The organism is Gordonia sp. 'Campus' (genome assembly GCF_022206305.1).
GTDB lineage: Bacteria > Actinomycetota > Actinomycetes > Mycobacteriales > Mycobacteriaceae > Gordonia.
The window spans coordinates 243,467-259,735 of record NZ_JAKOIW010000003.1; the positions used below are offsets into that span (position 1 = coordinate 243,467).

The following is a 16,269-nucleotide window of genomic DNA, read 5'->3' on the forward strand; positions in this document are numbered from 1 at the left end:
GCGGCACCGCTAGTCGAGGCAGAACTCGTTTCCCTCGGGGTCCTGGAGCACGATGTGACCCCCGCTCATCGGCGGCGCGGGCTCGTGCCTCGCGATACGGGTGGCACCCAGGGCGACGAGCCTGGCCGCCTCGGCCTCCAGCGCTCGCATCCGTTCGTCGCCGCCGAGCCCGGGCGCAGCCCGAACGTCGAGGTGGACACGGTTTTTCGCCGCCTTGCCCTCCGGCACACGCTGGAAGAACAACCGCGGGCCACGCCCATCGGGGTCGACGACACCCGACGCGTCGTTGCGGCGCTCGGGCGGGACCCCGAACGCCTCCAGCGCCGCGTCCCAAGTGTCGAACCCCGGCGGTGGGTCTTGCACCCGGTACCCGAGGACTTCGGCCCAGAAGGCGGACAGCGCCGCCGGATCACCACAGTCAAAGGTCACTTGAATCTCTGAAGTCATGGAAAACACTCTGCCCTCGAACGCGGACATCCGCGGTCCTAGTGGTTCGCTTGCGACAATGTTCGATTCTCGTCTCTTTGCACGTATCATCGTCGGCATGCATGTCGCCGAACTCCTGCCCACCATTCCGACGAACACCGCGGAGGCGCTCGATCTGTTCGACTCGTCACCCGCCGTCGATGCCGAGTTCATGATCGGCACCTGGCGAGGGGCGGAGCTCCCGACCGGTCACCCCCTGGACGGATTCCTCGAGGCCAGCGGATGGTGGGGCAAACAGTTCGTCGATGCCGAGACCGTGCACCCGCTGCTGTTCCCCACGCGGGACGGGTCCGCTCTCTGGGCGATGAACCCGGCGATCGCCTTCGGCGGTCTCGGGGTCGCCGAGAAGGCCCCCGGCGTCCGATCGATGTCCTTCGCCACCCCGATCGCCGCCACCCGTCTACTCAGCCAGACCCGGCGAGCCCGCGCCCGCCTGCGGACCACCCGGTACCGGGGTACCGACACGGCGACCATGGTCTACGACCAACTGCCGATCAACGACGTCTTCCACCGCCTGGCCGACGACGCGGTGCTCGGCGCGATGGACCTGAAGGGCTCGGCGGCTCCCTACTTCTTCGTCCTGCGTCGCGACGACTCCCTGCGCCTGCTCTGATCAGGCCGGCATCAGAGCTCGGCCAGCGCGGTGCGGATGTCGTTGGCCGATGCCACCGCCTCCCGCAACCCCACCTTCGCCTCGGACCGCCCGCGCTCTGCGGCGGTCAGACGCTGTCGGGCGAAACGCATCTCTTCCTCGCAGCGCGCCAGCTTCTCGCGCAATTCCTGTGCCTGTCCGGCCAGTTCGTCGATCTCCGCGGACACGGCTTCCACCGCCTGCGACGCCTCGGTCAGGGTCGCCCGCGCGGCCTTCTCGTTCTTTTCGGCACCGGCCAGGTGTGATTCGAGTTCGCGACGGGCCCTGTCGGCTTCCTCCGCCCGCGCATCCGCCGCGTCGGACCCATCCGTGTCGGAGGTCGACGCCGGCTTCGACGTCGACGGCCGGGACTTCGAAGCCGAGGACCCTGGCGCCGGGGAGGCGACCGGGTCCGGCACGACGAACACACCGGCAGGCCCGAAACCGCTGTACTCGACGGCGCTGACCAGGCGGCCGTGCATGACCTGGTCGAGGACCTCCTCGTCTGCCACGGCGGCACGCAGGGTCTGCGTCACCTCTCGAATGGCGCTGTCCGCCAGGGTGATACCCGATCTCGCCGCGGTGCGGGCGACGCCGTCGGCGGAGGCGTTGAGCAGTTGCTGTCGGCGCCGCGACAGCTCCCGCATCTTGTCAGCCGCCGAACGGCGTTGCGCGGCAGAGAGATCGGCGGCCAGCTGGGCGATGAGGGCACTGTCGTCGGGATTCGCCCGCACCCACTGGTTGACGGCCCAGGCCGACTGGGTCGGCCGACGCAGCTTGGCGACGCGCGCGGCGAGGTCTCGGTCGCCGTCGTCCTTGGCCGCCTTCGCGAGCTCGTTGCGGCGCTTCACGAACTCCTCGGGGGCCGAGCCGTACAGCTCGTCGACGATCTCGTCGAACTGAGACATCGCGACCACACCTATACGGGTCGAGGTCGCGGGCACATGGGTCGATCCTACGACGACGGGCCGGACGCCCGGGTCATCTCACGATCGACCGGCGCCACTCCGCGGGCATCTCGCTTCGCCGGGCGGCAACGCCGATCCGGAACTATGCTGGCGCTTTCCCCGCGCGGCGGACGATCGTCGCGGCAGAAGGCGAGGACGACGATGATGTCCGGTGAACACAAGTCCCTGGGTCACATCCGACTGACTTCACACAGCGGTGGCGTCGACGCGCCACCCATCCACTGGGGTGCCGCCACGGCGGCCGAACGCGGACCCGTCATCGGGACCACGGTGTCGCGGGGGCATCGCAACGTAATCGGCACTCACAGCGGGTCGTACAGCGTCTATCGTGCGCTGGCCGTCGCTGCGGGCGCCCTGGCCCGCGAACACCGCGCCGACCTCACCAACACGTCGCCCACCGACCACATCGGGCCCTACCCGCAGTGGCGCGATCCTCGGGCGATCGTGTCCCTCGATCCGTGGGGCGCAACGGTCGCGCAGAGCTTCCCCGACGAGATCCGACGCGGCTACGACATCAGACCCACCATCGCCGTCACGAAGGCGCACGTCATCCTCCCCGAGATCGCCGAGGCGATCGAGAAGGGGCGCCTCGTACCGGACGGTGAAATCCTCCTACCCAATGGCGCGGCACTCGTCACCAAAGCGGCCGTCGAACCGGTCTGGCACCTCCCCGGCGTGGCCGAACGATTCGGGTGTTCGGAAGCGGAACTGCGCCGCGTCCTGTTCGAGGAAACCGGCGGGATGTACCCCGAACTCGTCACACGCTCCGACCTGGAGGTGTTCCTGCCACCCATCGGCGGACAGACGGTCTACATCTTCGGCGATGCGCGCGATCTCGCCGACCCGACTGTCGAGCTCACCGCCCGCGTCCATGACGAGTGCAACGGATCCGACGTGTTCGGCTCCGACATCTGCACGTGCCGGCCATATCTCACCCATGCGATCGAGGAGTGCATCCGCGGAACACAGAACGGTGGCGTCGGACTGGTCGCCTACTCACGCAAGGAGGGCAGGGCGCTCGGCGAGGTCACCAAGTTCCTCGTCTACAACGCCCGCAAGCGCCAGGTCGGGGGCGACACCGCCGACCAGTACTTCGCGCGTACGGAATGCGTTGCAGGGGTGCAGGACATGCGGTTCCAAGAGCTCATGCCGGACGTCCTGCACTGGTTCGGCATCACCAGGATCCATCACCTGGTGTCGATGTCGAACATGAAGTACGACGCGATCACCGGCGCCGGGATCGAGGTCGGCGAACGGGTGAACATCCCCGACGAGCTGGTACCGGCCGACGCACGTGTCGAGATCGACGCGAAGATGGCCGCCGGTTATTTCACGCCGGGACCCGTCCCCGATGCCGAGCAACTACGTCAGGTCAAGGGTCGGGGGCTGGAGTGAGCCCGCTGGAATCGACTGCTGCCGAGGGTGTCGAGGCTGCCGAAGCGGTGGCCCTGCTGCGCTCGACCACGACGATCCGGGACCGGGCGCGCCAACTGCTCGATCGAGCGCGGGCGGGCGAGTCGTCGTGGTTCACCGTGCACGACGCCGCCCTCGACGCGGCGGCCGCACTCGTCGTCGATACGAGTCGCACACGATATCCCGACGGCGACATACCCTTTCACAGCCGCTGGCGCCACTTCGAGGCCGGCGGTATCGACCGCCTGGCAGCTCTCGACGATCGGCTTCCGGCCACCGAGGGAGCCGAACGCAGCCGCACCCTAATCGACGTCGTGCTCGTCAGTGTGTTGCTCGACGCCGGCGCCGGACCGGACTGGAGCTATCACGACTCGAACGGGCTCACGCTGGCACGATCCGAAGGTCTGGGCGTCGCGAGCTGGGAGGCCTTCGGTGCCGGCCTGTTCTCCGGCGACCCGGCACGGCCGTTGCAGGCCGACGCCGCCGGGTTGGAGACGATCACGGTCGACGCGCTCGGCGCCGCCTTCCAGGTGGCGGACGACAACGGGCTCGCCGGACTGTCCGGCCGTGTGGATCTGCTGCGAGGCCTCGGCGTCGTGCTCGCCTCCCGCCCCGAGATCTTCGGCGCGGACGCACGGCCCGGCGGTCTGTTCGACCACCTCACGCGCGGCGGACGCTCCCGGGTGGCGGCTTCCGACATACTCCAGGCGGTCCTGGAACACCTGGGCCCGATCTGGCCGACACACAACGTGATCGGGTCCCGTCCGCTGGGCGACTGCTGGCGCCACGACGCGGTCACCGGGCCGGGGCTCACGGCTGGGTGGGTACCGTTCCACAAGCTGTCGCAATGGCTGACCTACTCGATGCTCGAGCCGTTCGTCTGGGCGGGTGTCGAGGTCACCGGGCTCGACGACCTGACCGGCCTACCCGAGTACCGCAACGGCGGACTGCTTCTCGACACCGGGGTGCTCACGCTCCGCGACGACGACTGGGCAGCACGCGACTGGGACGTCGACGACGAGCTCATCGTCGAGTGGCGAGCCCTGACCGTCGCGCTCCTGGACGAGCTCGCCGACCGTGTCCGGGATCGCCTGGGCGCGGACCCGGCCGCGATGCCGCTCGCGTGCGTCCTGGAGGGCGGCACCTGGGCCGCCGGCCGTCGGCTGGCCGCACGACTTCGAAACGGATTGCCGCCGTTGTCGATACGGAGCACCGGGACCGTCTTCTAGCCACATCGTCAGTCGTATCCCGGACCTCGCACGTGCTGGAGGTTCGGGACCCCAGAGAGGAACCCATGGGCACCGTTGCCGTCATCGATCACCCGCTGGTGCAGCACAAGCTGACCCTGATGCGCCGCAAGGACACGTCCACCAACGACTTCCGCCGACTCCTGGACGAGATCTCGATACTGATGGCCTACGACGTGCTGCGGGACATCCCGATGCACGAGGTGACCATCGAGACCCCTCTCGAGTCCACCCGGGCGAACGTCATCGACGGCAAGAAGCTCGTGTTCGCCGCCGTTCTGCGAGCCGGCGCCGGCATCGCCGACGGCATGTTGACGGTGGTCCCCGGCGCGCGCGTCGGCCACATCGGGCTCTACCGCGATCCGAAGACGATGGTCGTCGTCGAGTACTACTTCAAGATGCCGTCGGAGCTGTCCGAACGGGACGTTGTCATCGTCGATCCCCTTCTCGCGACCGGACATTCGGCGGTAGCCGCGATCGATCGCATCAAGGAACACTCCCCCAAGTCCATCAAGTTCGTCTGTCTGCTGACCTGCCCGGAGGGCATCGAGGTCCTTCATCGCGCGCACCCCGACGTGCCGATCTTCACCGCGGGTGTCGATCGCGAACTCGACGACAACGGCTTCATCCGGCCCGGGCTCGGCGACGCCGGCGACCGGATCTTCGGAACGGCCTGAGCCGAGACCGGGCACGGTTCAGGAGACCTGCCACGCCACCGCGGCACCGATCGCACCGGTCGCGTTGAGCGCCCAGTGCAGCGCGATCGGCGACAGCAGGCTCGTGGTGCGCTGACGGAGCCAGCCCAGCACGAAACCGGCCGCCCCGGTCGCCACCACGGCACCCGCGATCCCCGCGACCTGGGCGAGCGACCCCGAACCGAGCACATCGCTCAGGCCCTCGTTGCCCGCGGTCAGCCCTGTCGAGGACAGAATGTGCCAGAGCCCGAACGCGACTGCTCCCGCCACCAACGTCACCATCGGGCCGAAGATTCTGCCCAGGGCACCCTGCAGCACGCCGCGGAACAGGACCTCCTCCGGGATGGCCGTCTGCAGGGGGATGACCACGAATGCGGCGAGGAGGGCCTCGGACGTGTCGTCGTAGCGGTCCGACAGGAAGAACTCGCGCGTCGCGGGGATCGCGACCGCCGTCGACACGATCGCCGCGACCACGATGACCGAGGCGACCGCGAACGGAATGCCCGCGCGCAATTCGGCCCGACTCATCCCGAGATCACGCCAGCCCAGGCCACCCGCGCGCGCCACGAGGACCGACACCGCGGCGGCCGCCGGGACGATCATCACAGCCAAAACGCCGTCGAACCGGTGCGCGAGAACGTTCACCCCGATCAGCAAGAGGACCACTGCGACCAGAAGCACGACGCCGGTGCGACGAGACGGGGTGGCCACGCGTCGAGTGTGCCGCACACCGCCGCCGCGGTGTCGGCGATCCACCGGCCCGTGTCGCAGAATGATGCGGTGCACAAACCGGTGACCGTCGTCGATCGCCTCGAACGGCATCAGGTCGTGCTCTACCTCGGCGCCATCATCGCCGGGTTCGTGCTCGGCGCGTCCGCACCCGGTCCCGCGGAGAACCTGGCCATCGCGATCACCCCGCTTCTCGGCGCGCTGCTCTACGTGACGTTCCTGCAGGTGCGGTTCGCCGACCTGGTCGACTCGGTGCGCGACCGACGGTTCCTGGCGGCGGTTCTGGTGCTCAACTTCGGTGTCGCGCCGGTGGTCGTGGCGGCGTTGTCGTTCGCACTGCCGGCCGATGATGCGATCCGTCTCGGTGCGTTGCTGGTGCTGTTGTGTCCGTGTGTCGACTACGTCGTCGTCTTCACCGGTCTCGCCGGCGGAGACGCAAGACGGATGCTGGCAGCGACCCCGCTCCTGCTCATCGTCCAGATGCTGCTGGCGCCGCTGTATCTCGCGGTGTTGCTCGGGGACGGGCGTTCGGTGATCGATCCCAGCCCGTTTGTCTGGGCTTTCCTGGCGCTGATCGTGTTGCCCCTGGTCTTGGCCTGGATCACGCAGAGGTGGTCGCGCACATCACCGGTCGGGCGTCGCGTACAAGACGGGGCGTCGACGGCGATGGTGCCACTGATGATGGGCGTGCTGGTCGTCGCAGTGAGTTCGCAGGTCCCTCAGGTGGACTCACGATTCGGTGACATCGCCGGCGTGATCCCGATCTACGTCGCATTCCTCGTCGTCATGGCCCTCGCGGGACTGGCCGTGACGCGCGTGTTCCGACTCGCCCCGGCGTCGGCCACCGCGGCCGTCTTCTCGGGTGCGACCCGGAACTCACTCGTCGTGCTCCCGCTGGCCCTGGCACTGCCGGTCGGCGCCGAACTCGCGGCCGCGACCGTGATCGCTCAGACGCTAGTCGAACTCATCGGGATGGTCGTGCTGGTGTGGGGCTTCACTTGTGCGGCACGTCGGCGCTGAGCCCGCCGTCCATCACGAACTCGGCACCGGTGGCGTAGGACGATTCGTCGCTGGCGAGGAACACCACGAAGGTCGACACCTCGCTCGATTCGGCCGCCCTGCCCATCGGCACGGTGACCATGTCCTCCGGAATCCCCGCGGTCATCGGTGTGCGGATGAGACCGGGATGGATGGAGTTCACCCGCACGTTGTGCGGAGCCAGTTCCAGTGCAACGGATTTCGCCAGGCCACGCACACCCCACTTGGTGGCGACATAACCATGCGCCCAGGGACTCCCGCGTAACCCTTCGACCGAGGACACGTTGATGATCGACCCCCCGCCCGCGTCGATCATCAGGTCGGCGACCGCTTGGATGCCGAGGAACGTTCCCGTCAGATTGACGTCGAGGATCTGCTTCCACTTGTCGAGCCGGAACTTCTGGATCGTCGAACCGTTCACGATGCCCGCGTTGTTCACCAAGACGTTGACCTTGCCGTACTCGTCGACGGCGGTGGCGACCGCTGCCTGCCAGTCATCGGGCGATGTGACGTCGAGGTGTACATACCGTGCCGCGTCGCCGAGTTCGGCCGCCAACTGCTTGCCCTCGTCGTCGAGGATGTCGCCGATCACCACCTTCGCACCTTCGGCGACGAGGGCCCGGGCGTGCTCGGCACCCATTCCCCGCGAACCGCCCGTGATCACCGCAACCTTGCCGTCTACGCGTCCCATGGCGAGCACGCTACCGCGACCACAGCGAAAATAGAACAGGTTCCACCAAGAAAATGGTCTACTGAACAGACAAGCGTCCGGACAGATGTACACCGCTCCCACCGGCGCCTTTCAACACGAGGAGTTCCAGTCATGTCCATTCGGGTAGCCCTTGTCGGAACCGGCAACGTCGGCCGGTTGTGCCTGACGCAGCTGATCGACGATCCTCGTCTCGACCTGGTGGCGGTGTGCGTATCCACCCCGGAGAAGGTCGGCGTCGACGCGTCGATCCTCGCCGGTTCGGAAGCTCCGACCGGCGTTCTCGCCGTCGACGACCTCGACGCGGTCATCGCGACCGAACCCGACTGCGTCGTGTACTGCGCCATGGGCGACACGCGCCCGGTCGAGGCGTTCGACGACGTGACGCGCATCCTCGCCGCCGGCATCGACGTCGTCGGTTCGTCGCCGAACACGCTGCAGTACCCGTGGGGTGTGATGCCGGAACGAGCGATCGCCAAGATGGAAGAGACCACCGCGGCAAGCGGCGCAAGCCTGTTCGTGACCGGTGTCGATCCGGGTTTCGCGAACGATCTCATCCCGCTGGTGTTCGCAGGAACCTGCCAGCGGATAGACCAGGTCCGCTGTATGGAGATCGCCGATTACGCCACCTACGACGGCGCGACCGTCATGTTCGACGTCATGGGCTTCGGCAAACCCCTGGACGAGACCCCGATGCTGTTCCTCCCCGGCGTTCTCGGCCTGGCGTGGGGAACCACGATCCGCCAACTGGCCGCAGGCCTCGGCGTCACCGTGGACGAAATCGATGAGGTGCACGAGAGTGAGCCCGCACCTGACGATTTCGACATCGCAGCCGGGCACATCGCCGCGGGTACGCGCGCAGCCGTACGCTTCGAGATCATCGGAAAGGTCGCCGGCGAGCCGGTGATCGTTCTCGAGCACGTGACGCGGCTTCGGGGCGACCTACGCCCGGACTGGGCGCAACCGGCACAGCCCGGCGGCTGCTACCGCGTGGAGATCACCGGCGAACCGTCGTACACCGTCGACATCTGCCCCACGAGCCGCAAGGGCGACCACAACCACGCCGCGATCGTGGCTGCGGCCGGACGCATCGTGAACGCCATCCCTGCGGTGGTCGACGGCCCGCCGGGAATCCGTACGACGCTGGACCTTCCGCTGGTGACCGGGCCCGGGATCAGACCATCCCCGCATCGTGCATGAGGATCGCGACCTGAACGCGGTTACCGGCATCGAGCTTGGTGAAGATGTGCGAGATGTGCGCCTTGACCGTCGCGAGGCTCATGTGGAGGCGTTCGGCGATCTCGGCGTTCGATGCGCCACGCGCGAGTTCGACCGCGACGTCCCGCTCCCGCGCGGTGAGCAGATCGACTCGTCGGAGCGCGTGCGACGTTCGACTGGCGCCCGAGTTGACCACCTGCTTGATCAGCGCGGCCGTCACGGTGGGACTCAACACCGGCCGTCCGGAGAGTACGTCGCGGATGGCGGCCACGATGTCGCTCGGCGGCGTGTCCTTGAGCAGGAAGCCGTCGGCACCGACGGCCAATGCTCGGACCACGTAGTCGTCGGCGTCGAACGTCGTCAGGACGATGACTGCCGGCGGAGACGCCATGGCCTTGAACCGGCCGGTCGCGGCGATCCCGTCCAGGACCGGCATCCGCAGATCCATGAGCACCAGATCGACGGACTCGACGGCGTGGGCGTCGACGGCTTCCTGGCCGTTGGAGGCCTCGGCGACGATCTCGAGGCCGGGATCGCCACCGAGCAGGAGGCGGAGGCCCGACCGGACGAGGGGGTCGTCGTCGACGATCATGATGCGCGCGGTCATGACTGCCACGGTAGCCAGACGTGCAACAGGAAGCGTTTGTCCTCGCTGACCGTCGCCGACTGCCGTCCACCATGGAGTTCGACTCTCTCGGCCAGACCGACCAGCCCGAACCCCGGTGTGGGAGAGTACGACCCCGCCGACAGCGGCAGCGCATTCTCGACGAGCAGGTCCACCCCGTGGTCGGGACCCCCGCGGATGTGCAAGGCGACCGGCGCGCTCGGCGAATGCCGTCGCGCGTTGGTCAGCGCCTCCTGGACACACCGATACAGCGTGCGTGAGATCGCCGGACTCAACGCGTCGATCTCGATGTCACACCGCGCCTCGATCCGCATGCCCAGCGCACGGGCCTCGTCGATGAGGGACATCAGATCCAGGGCGGTCTGCGGGTTCTCCGGTCGAGCATCCCCTGGACCCTCCCGCAGCACACCGAGCACCTCACGGAGTTCGGTCAACGCCAGGTGTGAGGTCTCCTGGATGGTCTGCGCCGTGTCGCGGACCTGCTCTCGGGTGAGGTCTGAGCGGTAGGCCAGGGCTCCGGCGGACATGCTCATCGCCGAGATGCGATGGGCCAGGATGTCATGCATCTCCCTGGCGATTCGGGCTCGTTCCGCGGATCGCGCCTGCATCACCTTCGCCTGCTGCTCGGCCTCCGACGAGAGCGCACGAGCCTGCCAGCTCGCGAGAAGTTCACGGCGCGAACCGATGTAGAGACCCCAGGCGATCATCGCCCCGGTCGCGATCACGGTTACGGCGAACTGCACGAGCGCGGGATCGTCCTGTTCGGTGGGCGTCGCGAAGAATCTGACCGCGACCATGCCCGCGCCGACAGACAACACCGCCTGTGGGACGATCTCGCTCCAACGCCGCCGTGTCGAGAGCGACACCATCGCCAGCACGGCGGGCCCGATTGACGACGACGACACTATGGTCACGATGTTCGTGAACGTGGTCACCGCGACCGGATGTCGCCGGCGCCACCAGATGACGGTGTAGGACACCACTGCGAGCGCGAGGTCGATGATGAACCACCATCGAGCCTCTTCCCAGAGGTACGACGCTCGTGTCGCGAAGGTGGCGGCCGAGATGAGGACCATCACGATCAGCCGCCACGTTCGGCCGCCCCACGTCATCGGGGGTTGATACTGCTCGGGAGGCAGTGAGATGTCCTCGCCGGCCTCCGGCCGGAGTGCACCCACTGAGGCAGAAACGGATCGACGAGCGCGCACTGGACAACCGTAGTCGCCCGGCGGTCGCCCGAGCATCAGACCGATGGGTGTCGACCCCTACGACTTTCGGCCGATGCGACGCTGTCCTCTCGCCCGATGCGCACGAGTGCGCGGGGACGACACGATGAACGTCATGATCACAGTGAAGAATCTGACCAAACGCTATGGCGAACACGTCGCGGTCGACGATGTGTCCTTCACCTGCCGTCCGGGCCAGGTGACGGGGTTCCTCGGGCCCAACGGCGCCGGCAAGTCGACGACCATGAGGATCATCGCCGGCCTGACCCCGCCGACGTCCGGCGTGGCGCAGCTCAACGGCGCCGACTACCGGTCGATCCCGAATCCCGCCACGCAGGTGGGCATCCTGCTCGACGCGTCCGCACAACATGCGGGACGTACCGGCGCGGAGGTGCTGCGTCTGTCGGCGATGACGATGGGCGTGGGGCGCGACCGTGTCGACGAGATGCTCGAGATGGTCAGTCTCACACCGGAAGAGGCAGGCCGCCGGGTACGCAACTATTCACTCGGCATGCGGCAGCGGCTCGGGATCGCCGCCGCGCTGGTCGGCGACCCGAAAATCCTGATCCTCGACGAGCCGGCCAACGGGCTCGACCCGGCAGGCATCCACTGGATGCGAACTCTGTTGCGCGAGTATGCCAACCGTGGTGGCACGGTCCTGCTGTCGTCGCACCTGCTGCACGAGATCGAGATCATCGCCGACGACATCGTGGTCATCGGCGGCGGACGGATCGTCGCACAGGGCACCAAGGAGGAGCTCCTCGCCGGGGCCGGGACCCGGGTGCGTTCACTCGACGACGCAGCACTCGGCACCGCGCTCGCCGCTGCCGGGATCACGGCTCGCCGCAACACCTCCGGTGGCCTCGACGTCGACGCCGACGCCGTCGAGGTCGGCCGGACCGCGGCCGCGACCGGCGTTGTCCTCACCGAGTTGCGCCCCGCCGACGGAGCACAACTCGAGGCCATGTTCCTCCAGCTCACCGCAGGTTCTCAGCGCGAACAGCCCACACTTCAAGGAGCACTCCGATGACCATCGCCGACTTCAGTTCACCCATCGCCTCGCCAGTCGCGGTCGACCTCGACCGTCCCGGCATCCCGTTCACTCGCCTGGTCCGTGTCGAACTCCGCAAACTCGTCGACACCCGCGCCGGGTTCTGGCTGACGGCATCCATCGGCGTGATCGCCGCCATCGTCGTGGTCGCGATGCTCGTCGCCAACCGGAATTCACCGGAGAATCTCAATCTCGGGCAGTTCTTCGGGATGATGAACATCCCCACCGCGATCATCCTGCCCATCCTGGCGATCCTCCTGGTCACCGGCGAGTGGAGTCAGCGCACCGCGCTGACCACCTTCACACTCGAGCCACGCCGGGAGCGGATCATCGGGGCCAAATTGGTTGCGGCGCTGATCACCGCGGTGGCTGCCGTCGCGGTCGCACTCGCCTTGGGTGTGATCGGCAACGGCGTCGCGGGTCTCGCGTTCGCCGACCCGGCCGGCGCCTGGGAGCTCACCCTCGCCGGGTTCGTCAACTCCTTCGTGTTGCAGGCGTTCGGTCTGCTGCTCGGCTTCGGCTTCGCTGCTCTCATCCTGAACACCCCCGGCGCGATCGTGGCGTACTTCGCGCTGCCGACCGCGCTGTCCGTGGTCAGTGAACTGGTCCCCTGGTTCAAGGACAACCTGGGTCAATGGGTCGACACGACTCTGACCAACATGCCGTTCCAGTCCGGTGACTGGGCCACCGGCGGTGAATGGGCCCGACTGCTGGTGTCGGCGGTCATCTGGATCGCGCTGCCGCTGGGTCTCGGGGTGCTGCGGGTCCTGCGGTCGGAAGTGAAGTAGGCACAACCGGATGGCGTCACGGTCACAGTCCGTCCGAGTAGGGCCGTCGCTCCGCCGAAGTTGATACCGTGTCCGGGTTCTCAAGAAGCGAGGAACCCACGTGTCATCGACCACCCCCGCATCCGACCCGGCATCGGCACCGACACCGGGTGAGCCGCCGGAACCGGACCGCCACGCCGCCGGTCCGGGCGACGGAGAAACGCGGCCGGCATGGTGGCGACGCAGGCTCGATCGCTACTCATGTGTCGGACTGACTGTCGCGCTTGTCTTCCTGTGGTTGTCGGTGACACCGTCGCTCCTCCCCCGCGGCCCGCTGTTCCAGGGCATCGTCAGCGGCGCCTCCGCCGCGGTCGGTTACGCCCTCGGCGTCGGAGTCTCGTGGCTGATCCGGTACATGATCTCCCGGGACGATCCGTGGCCGTCGCCGATGCGCCGCGTCTGGGTGGCCCTGGGCCTGGCGACCGTGGCGGGCACCGTCGTGATGCTCGTCGCGTTCCAGCGATGGCAGGATCAGATCCGCACGATGATGGGTGTGGACCTGCTGTCGTGGACGGCGTATCCGCAGATCGTGCTCATCGCGGTCGTGGTCTTCGCGCTCCTGATGACCATCGGCCAGGCCTGGGGCGACGGTGTCGCGTGGCTGGTTCGGAAGCTGAATCGGGTGGCGCCGCCGAGGATCTCGGCGTTCACCGCTGTTGCCATCGCGGTCGTCGTCACCGTCCTCGTCCTCAACGGCGTGGTCGCCGACTACGGGATGAGAGCGTTGAACTCGTCGTTCGCCGCGGTCAACGACGAGACGACGGCCGACTCCAGTCCACCGACGACGCCCCTGCGTTCGGGCGGCCCGGGCTCGCTGGTGACCTGGGACTCGCTCGGACGGCAGGGGCGGATCTTCGTCTCGGTGTCACCGACCGTCGAGCAGCTCAGCGCGTTCAACGGAACCCCGGCGATGGAGCCGATCCGTGCGTACGTCGGGTTGGGGTCGGGCAGCGACCTGCGCGCCAACGCCGACCTCGCCGCGGACGAACTCGTCCGAGCCGGCGGCCTGCAGCGCAAGGTCATCGCCGTCGCCTCGACGACAGGCACCGGGTGGATCAACCAGGCGACCGTGGACTCGCTCGAGTACATGTACAACGGCGATGTCGCGACGGTCAGCATGCAGTACTCGTACCTGCCCAGCTGGCTGTCGTTCCTCGTCGACAAGGAGCGCGCCCGCCAGGCGGGTCAGGCCCTGTTCGAGGCGGTGTCGAAGCGGGTGCGCGAGGTACCCGAGGCCCAGCGGCCGAAACTGGTCGTGTTCGGTGAGAGCCTCGGGTCCTTCGCGGCCGAGTCGGCGTTCGGGACGATCCCGGCGCTCAGCGCGCGGACGAGCGGCGCGCTGTTCACCGGCCCCACTTTCAACAACTCGTTGTGGGTGGACACCACCGTCGCGCGCGATGACGGCAGCCCCGAGGTCCTGCCGGTCTACGACGACGGCCGCGAGGTCCGGTTCATCGCCGATGCACCCGATCTCGACCGGCCGTCCCCGGACTGGGCAACGACATCCGGCCGCGCGGTGTACCTCCAGCACGCATCCGACCCGATCTCCTGGTGGTCACCCAGCCTGATCCTGCGTGAACCGGAGTGGCTCAAAGAGGACCGCGGGCGTGACGTGCTGCCGGCGATGCGCTGGATTCCATTCGTGACGTTCCTGCAGGTGAGCGCCGACATGGCGGTGTCGGTCGGTGTGCCCGATGGCCACGGACACAACTACCGGTCCGCGATTCCGGCAGCGTGGGCGAAGATCCTCCAGCCGCCGGGATGGACGGACGCCAAGACCGAGAAGCTGATCCCCCTCCTCCGACGCGACTGATACGCGCCCACACGATGTGATCGCCGGCGGGGCGCCGTCGGTCGGGCAATTTCGGTCGGGCGCGGGGCCGATTCGTCGTCGCATACTCAGGGGGTGAGTGCTTCTCCGACCGACCGCGACCGACTCCGGCAGCTGCTCGACGCAGTCCTGGCCGATGACCACGGCTCGCTCGACGCCATGGCATCCGGTGCGTATTCGTCCCCGTTCCACTTCGTCCGGCAGGTGCGGCGTGGGGCCGGGGAGGCACCCGTCGCCCTGCGCCGGCGGGTTCTCCTCGAACGCGCCGCCTGGTTGTTGCAGCGCGGCGAATCGGTGACCGACGTCGCCTTCGACTCGGGATACTCGTCGGTCGACGGCTTCTCCCGCGCATTCAACCGGGCGTTCGGTCACAGCCCCGGCCGGATGGGTGCCGCCGGCGAGCACAGCCACTGGTTGCCGGCACCGAACGGTATCCACTTCCACTCGCCGACGGTGCTCTATGTCGACAGCGGCTCACCCACGACCGAAGACGCGGGCAACGTGGTGATGCTCATGATCCGCCACGACCTCGACGACACCGAGGCGCTCCTCGACGCGGCCAAGGGCATCGACGCCGATGCGTGGGCGTCGCCTCGATTGAACGGCCACCAGTCTCTGTCGTGGAGTGGGCCGGAGGAGACTCTGGCGCAGGTGATGTCGCATGCCGTAGCCGACAAGCTGCCGTGGCTGGCGACCATACGCGGCGACGACCTCCCGCCCCCGGCGCCCACGGAACTCGGCGACCTCGTCGAACTGCACCGCGAGATCGCACCGCGATGGCTGGCACTCGTCCGCGACATCGACCGCCGTGGAGCGTGGCAGGACAGCGTCATCGACGCACTGTGCGATCCGCCCGAGTCGTTCCTGCTCTCCCAGATCGTGTCCCATGTCCTCACGTTCTCGGCGCATCGCCGACTCCTGGCGCGCTGGATGCTGCGCGACGCCGGCGTCGACGTCACCGCACCGACTCTCGACCCCGATCCGATCATGTGGCACCGCAAGCATTCCGGAGGTTTCTGATGGCATTCCGCTACTACACCGCAACGACCCTCGACGGTTACCTGGCCGACGATCACGACAGTCTCGACTGGCTGCTCAGTCAACCGCTCGAAGAGGGTGGTGCGATGAACTACGAGGACTTCTTCACCGGTGTCGGCGCGGCGGTGATGGGGCGGACGACTTACGAGTGGATCGTCGATCACGAAGTGGCGGAAGGGAAGCCGTGGCCGTACGACATCCCGTCGTTCGTGTTCAGCCACCGGACGCTCACGCCGGTCGCCGACAGCATCACCGTACTGGAGGGCGCACCCGGAGATCACCGTGATCGCCTCCTGGCCGCGGCCGGGGATCGCGACGTCTGGGTGGTCGGCGGCGGCGATCTGGCCGCGCAGTTCGCCGACTCCGGCATGCTCGACGACATGATCATCGCGATCGCACCGGTCACGCTGGGGTCGGGACGACCGCTGTTCCCGCGACCCTACCACCTCGAACTCCGGGAGTTCGCCCGCAACGGCGCCTTCCTGTGTGCGCGCTACTCACCCGTCGGGTCACGGACGAGTTCCGTGCCCGCCTGAT

Annotated in this window: 17 protein-coding genes; 11 read left to right on the forward strand and 6 right to left on the reverse strand. The window is 67.8% G+C overall.

From position 1 onward, the window contains the following. Positions 1 to 9: 9 nt before the first annotated feature. Positions 10 to 447: a VOC family protein gene (locus MAY35_RS04845; RefSeq protein ID WP_238419662.1), complete on the reverse strand. Its 438-nt coding sequence runs from the start codon at positions 445 to 447 to the stop codon at positions 10 to 12. 97 nt (positions 448 to 544) lie between these two features. On the opposite strand from MAY35_RS04845, the gene MAY35_RS04850 reads away from it, so the two are divergent. After that, on the forward strand, positions 545 to 1,099 hold the full coding sequence (locus MAY35_RS04850) for a GXWXG domain-containing protein (protein ID WP_238419664.1): 555 nt from the start codon (positions 545 to 547) through the stop codon (positions 1,097 to 1,099). 11 nt (positions 1,100 to 1,110) lie between these two features. Here the strand turns inward: MAY35_RS04850 and MAY35_RS04855 are convergent, their stop codons facing one another. After that, complete coding sequence (locus tag MAY35_RS04855; RefSeq protein ID WP_238419665.1) at positions 1,111 to 2,025, reverse strand: hypothetical protein; 915 nt, start codon at positions 2,023 to 2,025, stop codon at positions 1,111 to 1,113. A 204-nt stretch (positions 2,026 to 2,229) separates the two neighbouring features. Here MAY35_RS04855 and MAY35_RS04860 point away from each other — a divergent pair, with 204 nt between their 5' ends. From MAY35_RS04860 to upp, 3 genes are all read left to right on the forward strand, one after another. Continuing rightward, complete coding sequence (locus tag MAY35_RS04860; protein ID WP_238419666.1) at positions 2,230 to 3,480, forward strand: GTP cyclohydrolase II; 1,251 nt, start codon at positions 2,230 to 2,232, stop codon at positions 3,478 to 3,480. A 5-nt stretch (positions 3,481 to 3,485) separates the two neighbouring features. After that, positions 3,486 to 4,727 carry a URC4/urg3 family protein gene (locus MAY35_RS04865; protein ID WP_245403672.1) on the forward strand — a complete coding sequence of 414 codons (1,242 nt, stop codon included), beginning with the start codon at positions 3,486 to 3,488 and terminating at the stop codon, positions 4,725 to 4,727. Between the two features lie 65 nt (positions 4,728 to 4,792). Further along, the gene (gene upp / locus MAY35_RS04870) at positions 4,793 to 5,422 is read left to right on the forward strand and encodes a uracil phosphoribosyltransferase (protein WP_238419668.1); all 630 of its coding nucleotides are present in this window, start codon (positions 4,793 to 4,795) and stop codon (positions 5,420 to 5,422) included. Between the two features lie 18 nt (positions 5,423 to 5,440). Here the strand turns inward: upp and MAY35_RS04875 are convergent, their stop codons facing one another. Next, positions 5,441 to 6,151, reverse strand: a complete 711-nt coding sequence (locus MAY35_RS04875; RefSeq protein ID WP_238419669.1) for a CPBP family intramembrane glutamic endopeptidase — start codon at positions 6,149 to 6,151, stop codon at positions 5,441 to 5,443. A gap of 69 nt (positions 6,152 to 6,220) precedes the next feature. On the opposite strand from MAY35_RS04875, the gene MAY35_RS04880 reads away from it, so the two are divergent. Further along, the gene (locus tag MAY35_RS04880) at positions 6,221 to 7,189 is read left to right on the forward strand and encodes an arsenic resistance protein (RefSeq protein WP_238419670.1); all 969 of its coding nucleotides are present in this window, start codon (positions 6,221 to 6,223) and stop codon (positions 7,187 to 7,189) included. On the opposite strand, the gene MAY35_RS04885 is transcribed toward MAY35_RS04880, so the two are convergent. Next, positions 7,164 to 7,898 (reverse strand): glucose 1-dehydrogenase, encoded by a 735-nt coding sequence (locus tag MAY35_RS04885; RefSeq protein ID WP_238419672.1) that lies wholly within the window; start codon positions 7,896 to 7,898, stop codon positions 7,164 to 7,166. The two genes, MAY35_RS04880 and MAY35_RS04885, sit on opposite strands and share 26 nt — an antisense overlap. A 132-nt stretch (positions 7,899 to 8,030) precedes the next feature. Between MAY35_RS04885 and MAY35_RS04890 the strand changes: the two genes are divergently transcribed. Further along, positions 8,031 to 9,116: a diacylglycerol kinase gene (locus MAY35_RS04890; protein WP_238419673.1), complete on the forward strand. Its 1,086-nt coding sequence runs from the start codon at positions 8,031 to 8,033 to the stop codon at positions 9,114 to 9,116. On the opposite strand, the gene MAY35_RS04895 is transcribed toward MAY35_RS04890, so the two are convergent. Both MAY35_RS04895 and MAY35_RS04900 read right to left on the reverse strand, forming a co-directional pair. After that, positions 9,091 to 9,741, reverse strand: coding sequence for a response regulator transcription factor (locus tag MAY35_RS04895; protein WP_238419675.1), 651 nt, complete (start codon positions 9,739 to 9,741; stop codon positions 9,091 to 9,093). The genes MAY35_RS04890 and MAY35_RS04895 overlap by 26 nt on opposite strands. Further along, the gene (locus MAY35_RS04900) at positions 9,738 to 10,898 is read right to left on the reverse strand and encodes a sensor histidine kinase (protein ID WP_238419809.1); all 1,161 of its coding nucleotides are present in this window, start codon (positions 10,896 to 10,898) and stop codon (positions 9,738 to 9,740) included. The genes MAY35_RS04895 and MAY35_RS04900 overlap by 4 nt, the downstream gene beginning before the upstream one ends. Before the next feature lie 202 nt (positions 10,899 to 11,100). On the opposite strand from MAY35_RS04900, the gene MAY35_RS04905 reads away from it, so the two are divergent. The 5 genes from MAY35_RS04905 to MAY35_RS04925 all read left to right on the forward strand — a co-directional run bounded on the left by MAY35_RS04905 (position 11,101) and on the right by MAY35_RS04925 (position 16,268). After that, positions 11,101 to 12,015 (forward strand): ABC transporter ATP-binding protein, encoded by a 915-nt coding sequence (locus tag MAY35_RS04905; protein ID WP_238419676.1) that lies wholly within the window; start codon positions 11,101 to 11,103, stop codon positions 12,013 to 12,015. After that, positions 12,012 to 12,824, forward strand: a complete 813-nt coding sequence (locus tag MAY35_RS04910; RefSeq protein ID WP_238419677.1) for an ABC transporter permease — start codon at positions 12,012 to 12,014, stop codon at positions 12,822 to 12,824. Before MAY35_RS04905 ends, MAY35_RS04910 begins: the two co-directional genes overlap by 4 nt. A gap of 100 nt (positions 12,825 to 12,924) precedes the next feature. After that, positions 12,925 to 14,676 (forward strand): alpha/beta-hydrolase family protein, encoded by a 1,752-nt coding sequence (locus MAY35_RS04915; protein WP_238419678.1) that lies wholly within the window; start codon positions 12,925 to 12,927, stop codon positions 14,674 to 14,676. Between the two features lie 93 nt (positions 14,677 to 14,769). Continuing rightward, entirely contained in the window at positions 14,770 to 15,714 is a 945-nt protein-coding gene (locus MAY35_RS04920) for a helix-turn-helix transcriptional regulator (RefSeq protein WP_238419679.1), read from the forward strand. Further along, positions 15,714 to 16,268, forward strand: a complete 555-nt coding sequence (locus MAY35_RS04925) for a dihydrofolate reductase family protein (protein WP_238419680.1) — start codon at positions 15,714 to 15,716, stop codon at positions 16,266 to 16,268. The genes MAY35_RS04920 and MAY35_RS04925 overlap by 1 nt, the downstream gene beginning before the upstream one ends. Position 16,269 lies beyond the last annotated feature (1 nt).

Coding starts and splice junctions, on each gene's coding strand:
- MAY35_RS04850 (WP_238419664.1), top strand. CDS start 545: ATGCATGTCGCCGAACTCCTGCCCACCATTCCGACGAACACCGCGGAG.
- MAY35_RS04925 (WP_238419680.1), top strand. CDS start 15,714: ATGGCATTCCGCTACTACACCGCAACGACCCTCGACGGTTACCTGGCC.
- MAY35_RS04910 (WP_238419677.1), top strand. CDS start 12,012: ATGACCATCGCCGACTTCAGTTCACCCATCGCCTCGCCAGTCGCGGTC.
- MAY35_RS04855 (WP_238419665.1), bottom strand. CDS start 2,025: ATGTCTCAGTTCGACGAGATCGTCGACGAGCTGTACGGCTCGGCCCCC.
- upp (WP_238419668.1), top strand. CDS start 4,793: ATGGGCACCGTTGCCGTCATCGATCACCCGCTGGTGCAGCACAAGCTG.
- MAY35_RS04845 (WP_238419662.1), bottom strand. CDS start 447: ATGACTTCAGAGATTCAAGTGACCTTTGACTGTGGTGATCCGGCGGCG.
- MAY35_RS04890 (WP_238419673.1), top strand. CDS start 8,031: ATGTCCATTCGGGTAGCCCTTGTCGGAACCGGCAACGTCGGCCGGTTG.
- MAY35_RS04905 (WP_238419676.1), top strand. CDS start 11,101: ATGATCACAGTGAAGAATCTGACCAAACGCTATGGCGAACACGTCGCG.
- MAY35_RS04860 (WP_238419666.1), top strand. CDS start 2,230: ATGTCCGGTGAACACAAGTCCCTGGGTCACATCCGACTGACTTCACAC.
- MAY35_RS04885 (WP_238419672.1), bottom strand. CDS start 7,898: ATGGGACGCGTAGACGGCAAGGTTGCGGTGATCACGGGCGGTTCGCGG.
- MAY35_RS04895 (WP_238419675.1), bottom strand. CDS start 9,741: ATGACCGCGCGCATCATGATCGTCGACGACGACCCCCTCGTCCGGTCG.